Annotated in this window: 8 protein-coding genes; 4 read left to right on the plus strand and 4 right to left on the minus strand. The window is 59.3% G+C overall.

The features are described 5' to 3' along the window. Positions 1 to 148: 148 nt before the first annotated feature. The 4 genes from MHY13_RS03370 (at position 149) to MHY13_RS03385 (ending at position 6,024) form a co-directional block, all read left to right on the plus strand. Entirely contained in the window at positions 149 to 4,615 is a 4,467-nt protein-coding gene (locus MHY13_RS03370) for an FtsK/SpoIIIE domain-containing protein (protein ID WP_239280815.1), read from the plus strand. 114 nt (positions 4,616 to 4,729) lie between these two features. Beyond that, a complete protein-coding gene (locus MHY13_RS03375) occupies positions 4,730 to 4,951 on the plus strand; it encodes a hypothetical protein (RefSeq protein WP_239280816.1) in 222 nt (73 codons plus the stop codon). Beyond that, positions 4,948 to 5,142: a hypothetical protein gene (locus MHY13_RS03380; RefSeq protein ID WP_239280817.1), complete on the plus strand. Its 195-nt coding sequence runs from the start codon at positions 4,948 to 4,950 to the stop codon at positions 5,140 to 5,142. Before MHY13_RS03375 ends, MHY13_RS03380 begins: the two co-directional genes overlap by 4 nt. 102 nt (positions 5,143 to 5,244) lie before the next feature. Further along, entirely contained in the window at positions 5,245 to 6,024 is a 780-nt protein-coding gene (locus MHY13_RS03385; protein WP_255726955.1) for a metal-dependent hydrolase, read from the plus strand. A 106-nt stretch (positions 6,025 to 6,130) separates the two neighbouring features. Here MHY13_RS03385 and MHY13_RS03390 read toward each other — a convergent pair whose 3' ends face one another. From MHY13_RS03390 to MHY13_RS03405, 4 genes are all read right to left on the minus strand, one after another. Continuing rightward, positions 6,131 to 7,477: a hypothetical protein gene (locus MHY13_RS03390; RefSeq protein ID WP_239280819.1), complete on the minus strand. Its 1,347-nt coding sequence runs from the start codon at positions 7,475 to 7,477 to the stop codon at positions 6,131 to 6,133. 35 nt (positions 7,478 to 7,512) lie between these two features. Beyond that, complete coding sequence (locus MHY13_RS03395) at positions 7,513 to 10,200, minus strand: hypothetical protein (RefSeq protein WP_239280820.1); 2,688 nt, start codon at positions 10,198 to 10,200, stop codon at positions 7,513 to 7,515. Between the two features lie 18 nt (positions 10,201 to 10,218). Beyond that, positions 10,219 to 11,193, minus strand: a complete 975-nt coding sequence (locus MHY13_RS03400; protein WP_239280821.1) for a hypothetical protein — start codon at positions 11,191 to 11,193, stop codon at positions 10,219 to 10,221. Between the two features lie 85 nt (positions 11,194 to 11,278). Continuing rightward, positions 11,279 to 13,054 carry a hypothetical protein gene (locus MHY13_RS03405; RefSeq protein WP_239280822.1) on the minus strand — a complete coding sequence of 592 codons (1,776 nt, stop codon included), beginning with the start codon at positions 13,052 to 13,054 and terminating at the stop codon, positions 11,279 to 11,281. Between the last annotated feature and the right edge of the window lie 24 nt (positions 13,055 to 13,078).

The following is a 13,078-nucleotide window of genomic DNA, read 5'->3' on the forward strand; positions in this document are numbered from 1 at the left end:
GCGCCCTGGTGTGCACCCAGGCCCGAACGGTGTAGATGCCGGTCAGGCGGGTCGTGCACACTCACCCTTTACCCTGGTTGGAGACAGCATTTTCCATTCATAAGGAGGTTTCGTGGCACGTCGCCGGGGAAACACTATGTCATCGCGCATGGCTGACAGTGCGAAACAAACCGGAGGTCGCCTGCTGGCGGATTGGGCTGCGCTGACGTGGCGCGCGGACAGTGCCAAGTTGGGGCCGGTCAACCTATCTGTCATCAACTGGGTTCTTTTCGCTATCTGCCTGGTGGGCTTGTGGTTTTTGCCGGGGATGCGGAAAATTTTTCTCATTGCGCTGGCCGTGGGCTTCATCTTCACTTTGGGGCGCTCGGCAGCCATCATGCCCAAGCGCCGCAAGGCGCTACAGGCCATCTATGACCAAAATCAGCGCACCGCAGGACTCCCGCGAGGGTCTGCACGCAATCCAGCCGACCCGAAAGACCGCATCCAGGTGCGACAGTGGGGTAAAAACGCCGCACCGCAAGAAGTGGTGCTCACCGTCGGTGACTGCCCAGCAGCCATAAGCGTGTATTCCCACCATCTAGTCGAGCGCAGCCTGGAAGCGTCAATGGGGCCTTTGGGTGAGGGCCAGCAGTGGATTTTTGAGTGGCCAGACCGCACCCGAGTGCACGTCTACCCCGACTCTGCGGAAAGCCCCGCCGCACTGCGCCAGGCCTACAACACTAAGGTGCGCACCTCCACCAAAAACCTGCTGGGTATCCGCGAGCGCGACGCGGCGGACTACCATTTCGAGTGCTCCGAGTGGTCTTCGGAGGAGACCAAGAGGGGCACCATGTTGGAAATCCCGGGGCGTATCACCATCGACTACGGCGAGTTCGACGACACGAACCCCACTAATCGGGAGAAAGTCGAGCGCACCCTAGACAAGCAGCTCAAATCTCCAGGTGAGTGGATCTTCAACTGGGATGACGGGGTACTTGAACTAAATCAAGTGGATCGTTCCTCAACGGAGGCCAAGCAAAAGCGCACGCTGCGCAAAATCAGCGACGACGTTATTGGACTCACCCGCTCCAACGGCCGCAACGGTGACACCCCGCAGGTCACCGTAAATAAGTGGATGGCGGAAAAGCACCTGGTCAAACTTCTAGGGCGCGAGGATGTTCCCTCCAACTATCCGCAGCACATCACCATCAACTTCGGCACTCGTGACCTGGCAGACCGGAAGAAGCGCAGCTTTTTTGAAAACGGTTTTGACACCGCAATGGGCGCTACCTATCCCCAGGTGACCTGGCTTTACAACTGGGAGATGGAAAACGGCTCCACCGTCCTCTACACCACCTGTGTCGCTACCTCCTCGAAGCGCGCGCTACGAAAAAACACCGAGGCTCGCTTCCGCAACGTCGTGGAATCCAAGTTTGGTTCCTCCCGCAATTTCGTGGACTGCGACATGTTGGAGTGGCAGGACGAACCCGGCCCCTCGGGCGAACAGTTACCACAGACAGCACGAGTGCGCTTCGGTGAATACGACGTAACCAAGCGTGACACCCAGGAAGCATTTGAGCAGCACTGGGACAGTCTCACCGACGCGTGCGACTGGAACTACAAGTGGTCACCGGCGGAGGGTGTTGTCACCATGGACGCGGTGCCACCACTGCCAAAATCTGCACTATTCCCACAGGTGGGAACCGACGAGTTCACCTGGATTTGTGACCAGGCACGTAACGGCAAGATCATTTTCGGTCCCCAAAAAGGTGGCGGCTGGCTCACCCTGGATCTGAATGACGTTCCACACGCCCTTGTGGGAGGGGCCACCGGTTCGGGTAAGGCGGCTGACGTTGCAACGCCCATTCGCACCACCGAGGGCTGGTCGACGCTCGGCGACCTGAATGTTGGCGACACGATTTTCGACGAAAACGGCCAGCCGACCGCCGTCACTGGGGTCTACGACCAACCGCTGTCTGACACATGTTTTGAAGTGGTGTTCTCCGATGGTTCCACCATCGTCTGTGATGACCAGCATTTGTGGTGGACCGAAGACCGGTCGGCGCGCGTGTCCCGATTCCGTCACGACAAGTTCAAGGATTCTCGTTTACGGCAAAGCTGGCTGACTGACGACCAGATTGCTGCGGCGCAAGCGCTGGCAGCGTCAGCATCCCCGCAGGACACAGTGTCAATCCCCGAAGCGACCCAGGCGCTTGGGCTTACCGAAACAACCAATGGGCCGCTACGACGCTTGGCTGGCTCGCTCGGACCGGCCGAGGAGGTTCGTGCGCAGCAACAGGAGTTCCATTACCGCGGGCAGATTGTGCATCAAAAGCAGCGGGTCCGCGTTTTCGATGGACCTCAGCTTGCCGAAGCAATGATGGGGCGCGTGCGTCATCCACGACGCAACTCCAGCATTGGGGAGCATGCAGACGGGATTATGGCGGTCCTTGCCGAAGCTAAGCGCACTGGAGATGACGTTTGCGCAAGCAATTTCACTGAGAAGCTTGGGGTGGATCGAGAAACCGCACTCAACTGGCTTACGCCGTTTAAGTCTCAGGTCCCCAATTCGCTCCAGCAGCGAACGGTGCAGTTGACGGTGCCGGAGAAGACGGTTCGGCGCGCGGTATCCCCGGTCGTGCTCTATCCAAAGCAGGCGTTGTTTGAGGCTGTCGCCGAACATGGCGCAAAGCCCATGTGGGATCAGCAGGCCCTGCGCCCTATGGGGCAGGTCCGCACACTCAACGCGATTCGCCACAGCCTCACCACCGACTCGGGACATGTCAACCACAGTGTGCCGATGGCTAAACCACTGGAGTTTGCGGAAACCCAGTTGCCGATTGCGCCCTACACCTTGGGTGCTTGGTTGGGGGACGGCAGCTCGTGGCGCGGACAGATTACGTCTATCGACCCGGAAGTTGTTGACTTCATCCGCGACGACGGCTTCGTGGTCACAGGTCAGATGCCGGAAGATGGAGCTGGGCTTTTCACGGTCAACGGCTTGCAGCAGCTTTTGAGGAAATCCGGGCTACTCAAAACAGAGTTGGGTGCTGTCCGAAAGCGCATCCCGAGGGAGTATTTCAACGCGTCCATTGCGCAGCGCCAGGCACTTTTGGCTGGTCTTCTCGACACCGATGGAACCGTAGCCCCACATGGGGAAGCCCAGTTTTCCAACACGAACAAGCAGTTGGCGGACGATGTTCTGGAATTGGCTTTGGGCTTAGGGTTCCGCGCGACAATGCGCACCAAGGCAGCACACCTCAACGGAACCCAGCACGGCATCTGCTACACGGTGTCTTTCACCAGCCCCCACGCACCTTTCCGCCTGCCGCGCAAGGCACACGCACTGGAAGCTCGCTACACAGCTTCCAACGAGTCGCGCACAAACAGCCGCTTCATCGTGGAGGTGCGGAAAGTTCAACCGCGGCCCATGCGGTGCATCAGCGTGGACTCCCCCACCCGTCAGTTTCTTATCGGCGAGCAGCTTATACCCACCCACAATTCGGTAACGCTGACCGTCCTCCTGTTTTTGGCCATGTACAACCCCGACATGTTTGAACTGTACGTGTGTGACCCGAAGCGCACGGATTTTACCTGGACCCCTGAGTTTCCGAACGTCACCAAATTCGCTGCTGTTGACGAAGATATTGTGGCCACTGTCGCTGCCGCCAAGCAGGAAATGGATCGTCGACGAACGCTTCTTTCCCGAGTGGGTGTACGCAACCTACGTGAGTTGCGTGCCAAGTTTAAAGCCAATCCCGAACTGGAGCGCGAGCATGGACCTGCCCCGCGTCGACTGATTCTTTTCTTCGACGAGTTGGCCGCGTTTCTCGGCAAAAGCGCCAACAAAGACATTGAGGAGTTGAAAGACGAGGCTCGCTTCGACCTAGAGAAGATTGGCCAGTTGGGCCGCGCCATGGAAGTCAACATTATTTCTGCTGCACAGAAGCCAGACGGAAAAATCATCTCCACACAGCTACGCGACCAGCTTGGTTTCCGCCTGTGTGTCGGCCCAGTCAACCAATACACCTCCGAACAGATCCTTAACAGCAACCACGGCACCCGCTTCCCTGCACAGGGCACGCCGAAAGGTCGCTCCTGGGCAGGGGATTCCAAGAATGGTTACCGCATGGCCCAATCATTTTTCATCCCCGACGAAACCGGCCCCCTGCCGTGGGACCCGACGGCTCACGTCATCGGTTCGAAAGACATGATTCGCCAGCACCTAGAGGATCTGGGCTACGCACGCACCCAAATCACCAACCGGGACGGCGGTACAGAACCACGCTGGGTTCCTGTCGAAAGCGAGGAAATGAACGACAGTTTCGACGACAACACCCCAGCCCCCGAGCAGTCAGACCCCATAGAAGATCAGGGCGAAGACGCACAACCTGACGACGAGACAACTTCCGCCCCTGTTGTGGAGGAGGAATCCGCCCCCGAAGAACCCGCTCTACCAACGATGGATGAGCCGGAGGAGGAACCCGAGGAGCAGTCACCCGTCGCGGAAGAGTCCTCCCCGGTGGATGCTGCGATGAACGCCGCTACCACCCCGAAGCAGTCCCCTACTCGCCGCTCTACGCAGCGAAAGGTGACAGCTTTTATGGATGATGACGATAGCGCCCAGCCGTTCTAGGACAGTTCCCACCAACCCGCCGATTCCTGAAAAAGGGTCGGCGGGTTTTGCGATCGCAGGGGTGTGCACACCCGCCTGGCACACTGTAGGGGCGAGGAAAAGACTGGAGGAAAAATGCAAAAACTTATCGGTGGTGTTTTGTCCATACTCGTCTCCATCGGCGTGGCCTGGGGGATTATCCAATACGTCGGTGAGGGCAGCCCATTCCTCTCCGAAGAGTGGTTTGCCCATTGGGACGAAAAGTGGAACACGCTTCAAGGCGAGACCTCCGACAAGATTGGAGAAAACCTCCCCAACCCCGACGAAGTAAACGATGCAGGAGCAGGTGAGCAGTGAAAACAATTAGCCGGGTAGTCAGCTGGGTAGTAAGCGCCCTTGTGTTTATTGGCGTGGTGAAAGGGCTTAACGCCTCCGACATAGACGGAGCCAGCCTGGGGCAGATTATGACCGCCATCATCAACGGTGTGGCAGACCTGACCATTTACCTGCTGCCCAACCTGTGGGAGGCACTGTCTAGCGCTCTATAGCGCCGTTGCAGGCCCACCTGCACACAGTTCAGGCATTCATGCAGCGCCGTTTCCTAAGCTGGCGGCATTCCAACCGCAACCACCGTTGAAAGGACAACCACTATGGTCATGGGGCCAACGCACTCTATGAGCGGCGCAGCCGTGGGCTTGGCTGTCGCACAATCCATCCCGGAAGCCTGGGGAGGGGTGAAGTCGCCTACCGAAGCATTCATCTACGCCGGTATCTGTGCGGGTGCTGCCCTGCTGCCTGATTTGGATTCCCCGCAGGCTACCGTCTCGCGTAGTTTTGGCCCCCTGTCGCTGGGCCTGTCGCATCTTATTGAGAATGCGGCACAAGCCCTCGTTAACCTCACGCGTGGCCCCAAGGACGAATACTGCGGGAACGGCCACCGTACCGCCACCCACACAGTGTGGTTCGCTCTGCTTATGGGTGTGGCCGCCACAGCGCTCATAGCCGCCTTTGGTGCTAATGCCGCCATTGGTCTGCTTTTCGTGTTCCTAGGCTTAGGGCTTAGGGGCTTGCTGCCGGAATGGTCGAAGAAGAAAGACTGGATAGCTGTCACCGCCGTGTCGGCAGGATTGGCGCTGCTGGCGTGGAAGCTCATGCCCGCAGGAACCTCCGGCATTGTGATGGGTTCAGCAGTCACCGTAGGTGTGCTCACCCACCTGTTGGGCGATTTCGTCACCAAGCAGGGCATTCCTGCACTAGCCCCCATCATTCCGGTAGGTAATCGACGCTGGTGGGATTTCGGTCTTCCTGGCCCGCTGCGCATTTCCGCCTCCGGCCTGGCCGACCAGGCTTTGCTCGGTGTGTTCTCGCTTCTCACGGTGGCCCAAGCGTTTGTCATCGCCACCTCGGGTGACCTTTCAGCGGCACTGTAGAAAACACCCCGCCCCATGATGGGGCGGGGTTCTTTCATCGGAATGTCTCATCGAAACCCCGCCCGTGAGGGCGGGGAGGAAGTCAAGCCTAAATCAAGGCGCAGGGCTAGTAAAGAAAGTCCATTTCCTCCAAAAAGCCCTCCAGGTTTTCTACCGCCGCGTCCGCTTCTTTTGTCGCTTCCGCTGCTTTATCCAGGTTGTCGGGGGCTTCGGGGATTCCCTCAAAGCCGGACAGTAGACCACCGGCTGCCTCAATGAGCGCTCGGGAGGCCACAGCGGTTTGCACATCCTCGCGCAGCTTATCCAGCTCCTTGTCGTCGAGCGCATCGAAAAGGCCCTCCGCGTCGGAGATTTTGGCTGTGCTTTTCACCGAGTGGCAGACCTCCACGACCCCGTTGACGGTTTCTGTCACGGCGGCACACAGTTGGGTAACTTTCTCTGCCATATCCCCAAACACCTGCGGGAATGTGGCCATTGTCTGCACGTTGGTGGTGACAGCCTCCGTGGAGCGCACCGCTTCTAGGGCATCCTCCCACGTCACACGCTGCTGGGGGGCTTGCGATCCTGCCGCAAATTCGGCATCAAACGCATCAGTCGCGGAAGTAAACTCCTGCCCCTCACCAGGCTTGTCCCCGGCATTGTCAGGAGTGGAATTGTCCTCCCCTGCGAGGGCGTTGTCCTCTCGGGTGGATTCCACCTGGTTTTGCCAGTCTTCGGCCTCGTCGGCCTCCCCGTAGCGGGCTTCCATGCCGTCTTTAGGTTCAGATGCGCTCGCGGCACTGTCGGAGGTTGGAGCATCCTTTTCTGGTCGGGAACCCTCCTCTGGTGTTAGGTCTGCTTCCGCCTCGTCTACCGCTGCGGTGACCTCCTCACCGTCTGGCTTGGTGACCTCGCGCTGTTGGCTGGAGGTGGTCAGGTGGGAGTCAATGACGGCGTTGATGCCCTCCACGCTGGTGATGCCGCGCTGCTCAATGTCGGCCATGATGTTGTCCACCAGCTTCTGGTGCTTGCGCCCATCACCGCCCGAGGGGATGCGGGCCAACACGCTGGTGACCACGTGCAGTTCGGATGGTGGAACGTCGCATAGTTCGGACAGTGACCACACCATCCAGGCACTATTGGACATGCGGCGCACATAGCCCCGGTCGTAGGGGTTTCCGGTGTGGGGGTTGATTAGTTTTCCGGTGAAGCGCTCGCGGATCATGTCGCGCGGGTTGCTATATCCCAGTGCTGTCCAGGCTTTACGATCCAGGATTTCCTGCATCACGTCGGCGAACGTGGTGGCTGCCTTAAACGCTTTTTGCAGCAGCTTTTCTGCTTGCTCTTCGCTTAGGGGGCCGTGTTCCCCGCCTACTGGCTCACCCCTGCGGGAGTCATCGACAGCAGGTGCCGTTGCGGATTGGGCGGTGTCGCTGGTGGCGGCCGCCATCGCTTCATCAACTGCGGTGGTCATGGGTGATTCCTCTCAAATAGGCGGGGCAGGGCGGGTTAAACGTTGGTGGCACCAGCGTAGGTTTCTCGCTCACGGCTCCAGTCGCGCGAGGTCTTAATCTGCGGGCCGGTAATCCGTCGGGTCTTCGGGTTTCCGGCCGAGCGGTCAAGAAATTCGGCGCGGGAGCCTGCGTTGTTGGGGACGAAAACACCGCCCTCGCGGTAGGACGTTTCGCTCACCCCAAGGTGGTTGCACAGTCCTCGAACGGCTGCTGCACGCTGGGAGGCGGATTTCTTGTCCCAGTTCTTCGGCAGGGCAATGGTGAGGCCTCCCTTGCGTCCACGGGTAGATACGCGGCAGTGCAGCTGGCCCTCCTGGCCGTCAGGGGTGGTGTAGCTGACGTGGCTTAGGTTGTCGCGCATAGCAGACGCGCAGGAGCTTACATCGTTTACGTCTACAACCTTGCCGGTTCGTCCGCGCTGGTTGCCGTTGTCCAGCGTGGGCATGGCCTGCCAGGTGGCGGGTGCTTCTGTTTCGCGGCCCTCCGCGTCGGTGGTGGGCACGGCCACTACGGGGGTTACCCCGGTGTCTGCGGCGCGCGAGCGGACGAACTGATCCATGTCACTGTTGATGCGCTCCTGGCGCAGCTGGCGTAGCTTGTCGTAGTCCGTGTGCGTTTCGTTGAGAATCAGCATGTCTGGTGCGGTACGCACGCCCTCCCCGCTGCCTTGTGGAGATGTCGGGTCGGGGCGGGAGGAGGTAAACGGGTTTTCTCCGGGGACAAAATTGTCTGGGGCCAGCTGGACTCGACGTTGGGTGTAGGTGGTTGCTTTTCTGCCCACGACGTTGAGGCTGTTGCGAATGTGCGAGCAGTTTCCGTTCTTCTTGTATTGGGCGCAGTTGCATTTCAGGCCGGTGCGCTCAACGCCAACGTTGTGGGGGGACATGAACGTTACCGTGCGGCTATTGCCGTCAGCGGTTTCTACCTCCTGCTGCCACATGGATACGTTGCCGGACACTTCAATTCCGTTGTCGTAGGTGTGGGTGATGCGTGGGGTGGCCAAGTCTCCCTCGGCGAGAACATCGTTGAACCCCTTGCTGCTCCAGTGCGGTTCTACGGCAGCGCGCAAACCTCCCATTTTTTGGGCGGCCTCTGGGGAGTAGCGGTGGTGCTTGCTGGGGTAGTTCAGGTTGTTGCGTGGGCGCAGCAACCCAACGCCTGGTTCCCCGCCCTCTTTGCGAGCTTCGCGCTCACGCTTGCGCTGATCCATGCGGGCGGCACGGTTTTCCATCTCCAGCTTTTCGGAGGGGCCACCAGATACAGGGCACTGGTGGGAGGTGTTCATAGATGCCCACTCGCCGCAGTTAGGGCAGCGTACCTCCTGGTAGGCCTGCTCCATGTCGGCTTGGTTGGCGAACTTGTTTCGGTCGCCACCGGCATGTTGGTCTAAAGCCTCGTTAAGACTCTTCTTCTCGCGGAGGGCTTGTACCACGTCGTCGGCCTGTTGTTGGCTGCATCGGCGTGCCAGGTGGTCATCCGCGTCAGGGTTGTCGGGGCTGCCACCGCGTTTGGTGATAACGAGGACACCGGATTCAGGGTTGTAGTGAATTGCGTCCACTTCATCGTGGTACAGCTCGGCGTTGCTGTCGATGTTTTTCCACTGGTCATCGCGGCGCTTTTCGTAGCGCGCCATGTTTTTGCGGGCTTTTTCCAACCCTCCGTTGTCTCGCGCAGTTTCATAGTCGGAAATCTGCTGCTTGCGCCACTGGTCTACGTCTGCATCTTCCGGCAGGCGGTAGGAGCCTCGGATGGCTTCATCGGTGGCGTTTTGAGCATAGGTGTGGCGGCGCTCCAGGCGGACGGCTACATCGCGGGCTGCTTCATACTGCTTGTTAGCGTCCTGGGCTTGCTGCACGGCAGCAGCGTTGGGGCAGTCGGGTTGTTCGTGTCCGAACTGGCCACAGCCCTTATTTGGCCCTCGGGTGAGACATTGCAGTTGTCCCTCTGCCGAGTCCTGGGAGTGCACGCCGCCGATTTTAGTGTCTGGGGACAGTACCGAGCGGCGGGGTTGGGTGGCCAAGTATTGCTGGCGTTCTGCTTCCATGACCTCGACGGCGTGAACGGCGCGGCCAGACGTGCTTAGGTTCATCTGGGTTTGGGCATCAATGCCTGCAACTTTCAGGTTTTCACGTACACCGTCGGAAACCTGGGTCTTTTCCGTCCACTCGCTGTGGTGACTGGGCTTGGCCTCGAAGATCTCTTTCCAACGCTCATTGGCGTCCTGGTAGGTGCGCCCAGTGTGGCGGGCGTAGTTTTCCAGGTACTTTTCTTTCGCTGGCTGCATGCGGCCAATTTCTTCCGACAGGCGCATGGAGGCATAGATCTGCGCCATGTTGTTTTTCTGCGCAGGGGTTAACTCCTGGCCGTTTTCGTGCTTGCCGGTTTGCAGTCGCTCGATTTCTTGGTCGATGCGGGTGACGACACCTGGCCTTTTGAACGATTTACGGTACTTCTGGGATTCGGATAGGGTGTCGTCTTTTTCGATGTGGGACTTGTACTCGCGCCACATTTGGATTTGGTCTTCGACGGTCATTGCATCGTAGTTAAGACCCTCCACCTCATGCTGGATCTTGTGCTGCAATCCCTGCATCTCGGCATCACTAAAAGCCTCGCCATGCTGGGACTGGACGTGCTTTTCGTACCCCATTGTTGCGGAGCGGCCCTTGTTTTCGCGGCATACCATTAGCTTGTCTCCCCTCGCTTATGCCTCTGGCTGGTTGGTGTCGTTGTCTTTGGTGGCTGCTTTTTGACGGTTGCGCTCAACGCGACGCTGCGTGAAGTCGGCGTACCAATCGCGGAATGGTTCACTAACCGCGTAGTCCGGCCGGATGGCCATGTTGATAACCCCCAGCTCGCGCAAGCGGAAAAGCAGGTCGTGGGAGTCGTCTACGGGGATGACCGCTAGGTTCAGCTCGGAGATGGTGTCCTGGAACGTTTGCTCCGTCTCGCCATCCTCGGCGGTTGTTGTCACCGTGGTCGAGGACAGGGGGCGGGGGATTTCCTGCCAGGGGAAGTAGTCAATTTCGTTAATGACCAGTGGAACATCGTTCGAGCGCCATACCCCTCGGGTGACAGTGAACGTGTCGGTAGTTCCGTCGGGGTTGGCTTCGGTGGCTTCTGCTTCCTCCAGCACGCCGACTGGGGCGGTGTCAGATTCTGTGTCTGCGGCGCGGGTGAGTACGTCTTTTTCCTCGTCGCTAAGGTTGTCCCACGCGCCGTCCTCGCGGGCTTTTTCGTTGATGATGCGTTGGGCTACTGCGCGGGCTTTGTGGGCGAAGCTGCCGCGAATGTAGGAAAGCAGCCCCACTTCGAGTGCGAACTGTCCGTCAGCTTCGAGTCGTTTGCTGCGGTCTGGGTCGTTGTCGTCGTTGAGAAGTTGGTAGTCGTCGGAAAGTTGGTGACAGCGGTTGAGCTGGTCACGGTAGGGCTTTCCGCAGATGACTGCCATGATTTCATCTGCATCATCTGCATAGATTCGGGTGTTTCCACCGTCGAACGGGTGGAGGGATACGTCGTAGACGGGTGGGCGGATGGTGCCAATCATGGGGATGGTGCGCCCGTGTGCGGTTCCTACTGCATCCACATCGCCGTCCTGTGTCACCAGCGGCGGGATGTGGTCGTAGTCCGGGTGCAGAACCCAGTAATCCTCCGGGTTGGCAAGTTGTTCTGCGCTCACAGTGTCCCCTTGTCGGTTGGTTAATGTGTTCTCACATCCACTGTAAAGGCCGGGTGTGCACACCAGCCCGACTCGGTTTTTCTGCTTACGCTGCCATGTAGGATTCGATGATTTCGCGTTCGAGTACCTGCGCCATTGTCTGCGAGTCCATACCACCGTTGATGATCTTGGCGGAGGTTATGGCAGATGCTCCCCCTGGCCCCACTTGGAGGAGGAGGGTTGTCACGCCTGCCTTTTTGAGGTCGGCAAAAACCGCGTCGAGGGCTTGGGACTCTTCACCGTTTCCCCTGCCCTGGTCAAGTGCGGAGTCGGTAACCACGACTGCTACTCGTGCTCCGGCGCATTCTTCCAGTTTCACAGCATCAGCCGCGCGGGCCAGTGCAAGCGCTGCACCCTCGGAAGTGGAGCCGGAGTCTACGGCTACTGGCACTTTCACTGGGCGGGTGTTGGCGCGGATTAGCTCGAAAGTGTCTCCACCAAAACCCCAGGTGGCGATGGTTCCGCCTACGGCCGTAACAGCCTGGGCAAACACCCAGTTAAGCGACAGTATTGCTTGGCGCACCATCCCCATCGAGGCGGAGGTGTCAAGCACGATAGCGCCGGTCAGGCCAGGCTGTTCACTGGGGGCAGCGTAGCGGCGCTGCCACGGGGTTGCGGTGATGGTGGTGCCGCGAGCACGCTGTGCAGTCATCTGCACCAGCTGACGCGTATCGAGGCGACCTCCTGGGGTTTGCACGCCTTTCAGCGCACCGTTGGGGCGACGGTAGCGCAGGCGTTTGAGGGTGTGTGCCAGGTCAATGGCTTGCCGCTGTTCCCGTTCGGTGGGGTTTCGGTATTCCACGTGTCGGGAGGCAGGGATGCCCAGTCCTGCCAGTCGTGAATCATCTTCGGGGTCGTCCCCGCCGTCTCCCTCGGAGTTCGGGAAGTCGGGGGAATCTTCCTGTTCGTCGTCCTGCTCGTCGGAAAGCTGGTTGGCCCACTCGCGCATGTTCAGCGGGGTGTGCTTTTTGTGGATGGGGGCCACGGTTGGAGGGTAGGCCAGCTGGAGGGTGTGCACCTCCTCCGCATTTTCATGCTCCAGGCTGTTGATTAGGGCGTGCAGCCGGTCGTACAGCTCCTCTACGTCCAGTCCGGTGAGGTCAATGTCTTTTCTTGCGTCGTGCCAGCGTTGTCCGTAGTGCAGCATTTCGGCTGGATTGTTGCCGGTTGCTTTTCCCACCCCGTCCACGATGGCGTTGAGTTTGGCCAATGCGGACTCCCCTACGGTGTCGGCGAGGTATCGCTGTGCGTCCCGCAGGCTTCGGCGTGTGTCGTGTACGCGGATGGTTCCTAGGCGCAGGCGGGCGTACAGGTCGAGAAAATACAGGTCGAAAAGGTAGGCGGCGACTTCATCGTCGTGAAGTTTGCGTTGCGGCTTTTGCTTGTCGCGGAGATAAACCGCGAGGAAAGCCCCAAGCGGAATACGGGCAAAAGGCCGCTTGCGGATTTCTGCCGCCTCCACGCGTAGCTGATCAAGTTTCTGCGCAGCAGTCAGGTGGTCTTCCTCCGGTGTGGGGCCTGCCTCAACTGTGTCACGCCAGGGGGAATGAGCACTGCGGCCAAAAAGGTAAATGAGGGTTCCCACCAGTTCTGGCTGCTGGAGTTGGTACTGCGGCTCCCCTATCGGGCCAAGTGGTGGCGGGTAGTCAGCGTCGCGTACGTAGGGCGGGTTGATAAAAAGCTCCTGCCCGTCGAGGTGGAATCCAGGATGGGTGGAGTCTTCTTGTGCAATGTGCACAGCTTCCACGTGTGCGCCGAATCGGGAGTTGATTACGCGACGGGCCTGCCGTCCCGCCAGTGTCCAGGCTTTATGTGGTGTCATGGTGGTGTCCTTGTGGTCGGTTTT

Origin of the sequence: Corynebacterium sp. ACRPE, assembly GCF_022347435.1 — a bacterium.
Taxonomy (GTDB): Bacteria; Actinomycetota; Actinomycetes; order Mycobacteriales; family Mycobacteriaceae; genus Corynebacterium; species Corynebacterium tuberculostearicum_D.

What these genes read in the sequence shown, in the direction of transcription:
- MHY13_RS03370 (WP_239280815.1), top strand. Translation starts at nt 149, where the DNA reads ATGGCTGACAGTGCGAAACAAACCGGAGGTCGCCTGCTGGCGGATTGG.
- MHY13_RS03395 (WP_239280820.1), bottom strand. Translation starts at nt 10,200, where the DNA reads ATGGTATGCCGCGAAAACAAGGGCCGCTCCGCAACAATGGGGTACGAA.
- MHY13_RS03375 (WP_239280816.1), top strand. Translation starts at nt 4,730, where the DNA reads ATGCAAAAACTTATCGGTGGTGTTTTGTCCATACTCGTCTCCATCGGC.
- MHY13_RS03405 (WP_239280822.1), bottom strand. Translation starts at nt 13,054, where the DNA reads ATGACACCACATAAAGCCTGGACACTGGCGGGACGGCAGGCCCGTCGC.
- MHY13_RS03385 (WP_255726955.1), top strand. Translation starts at nt 5,245, where the DNA reads ATGGTCATGGGGCCAACGCACTCTATGAGCGGCGCAGCCGTGGGCTTG.
- MHY13_RS03390 (WP_239280819.1), bottom strand. Translation starts at nt 7,477, where the DNA reads ATGACCACCGCAGTTGATGAAGCGATGGCGGCCGCCACCAGCGACACC.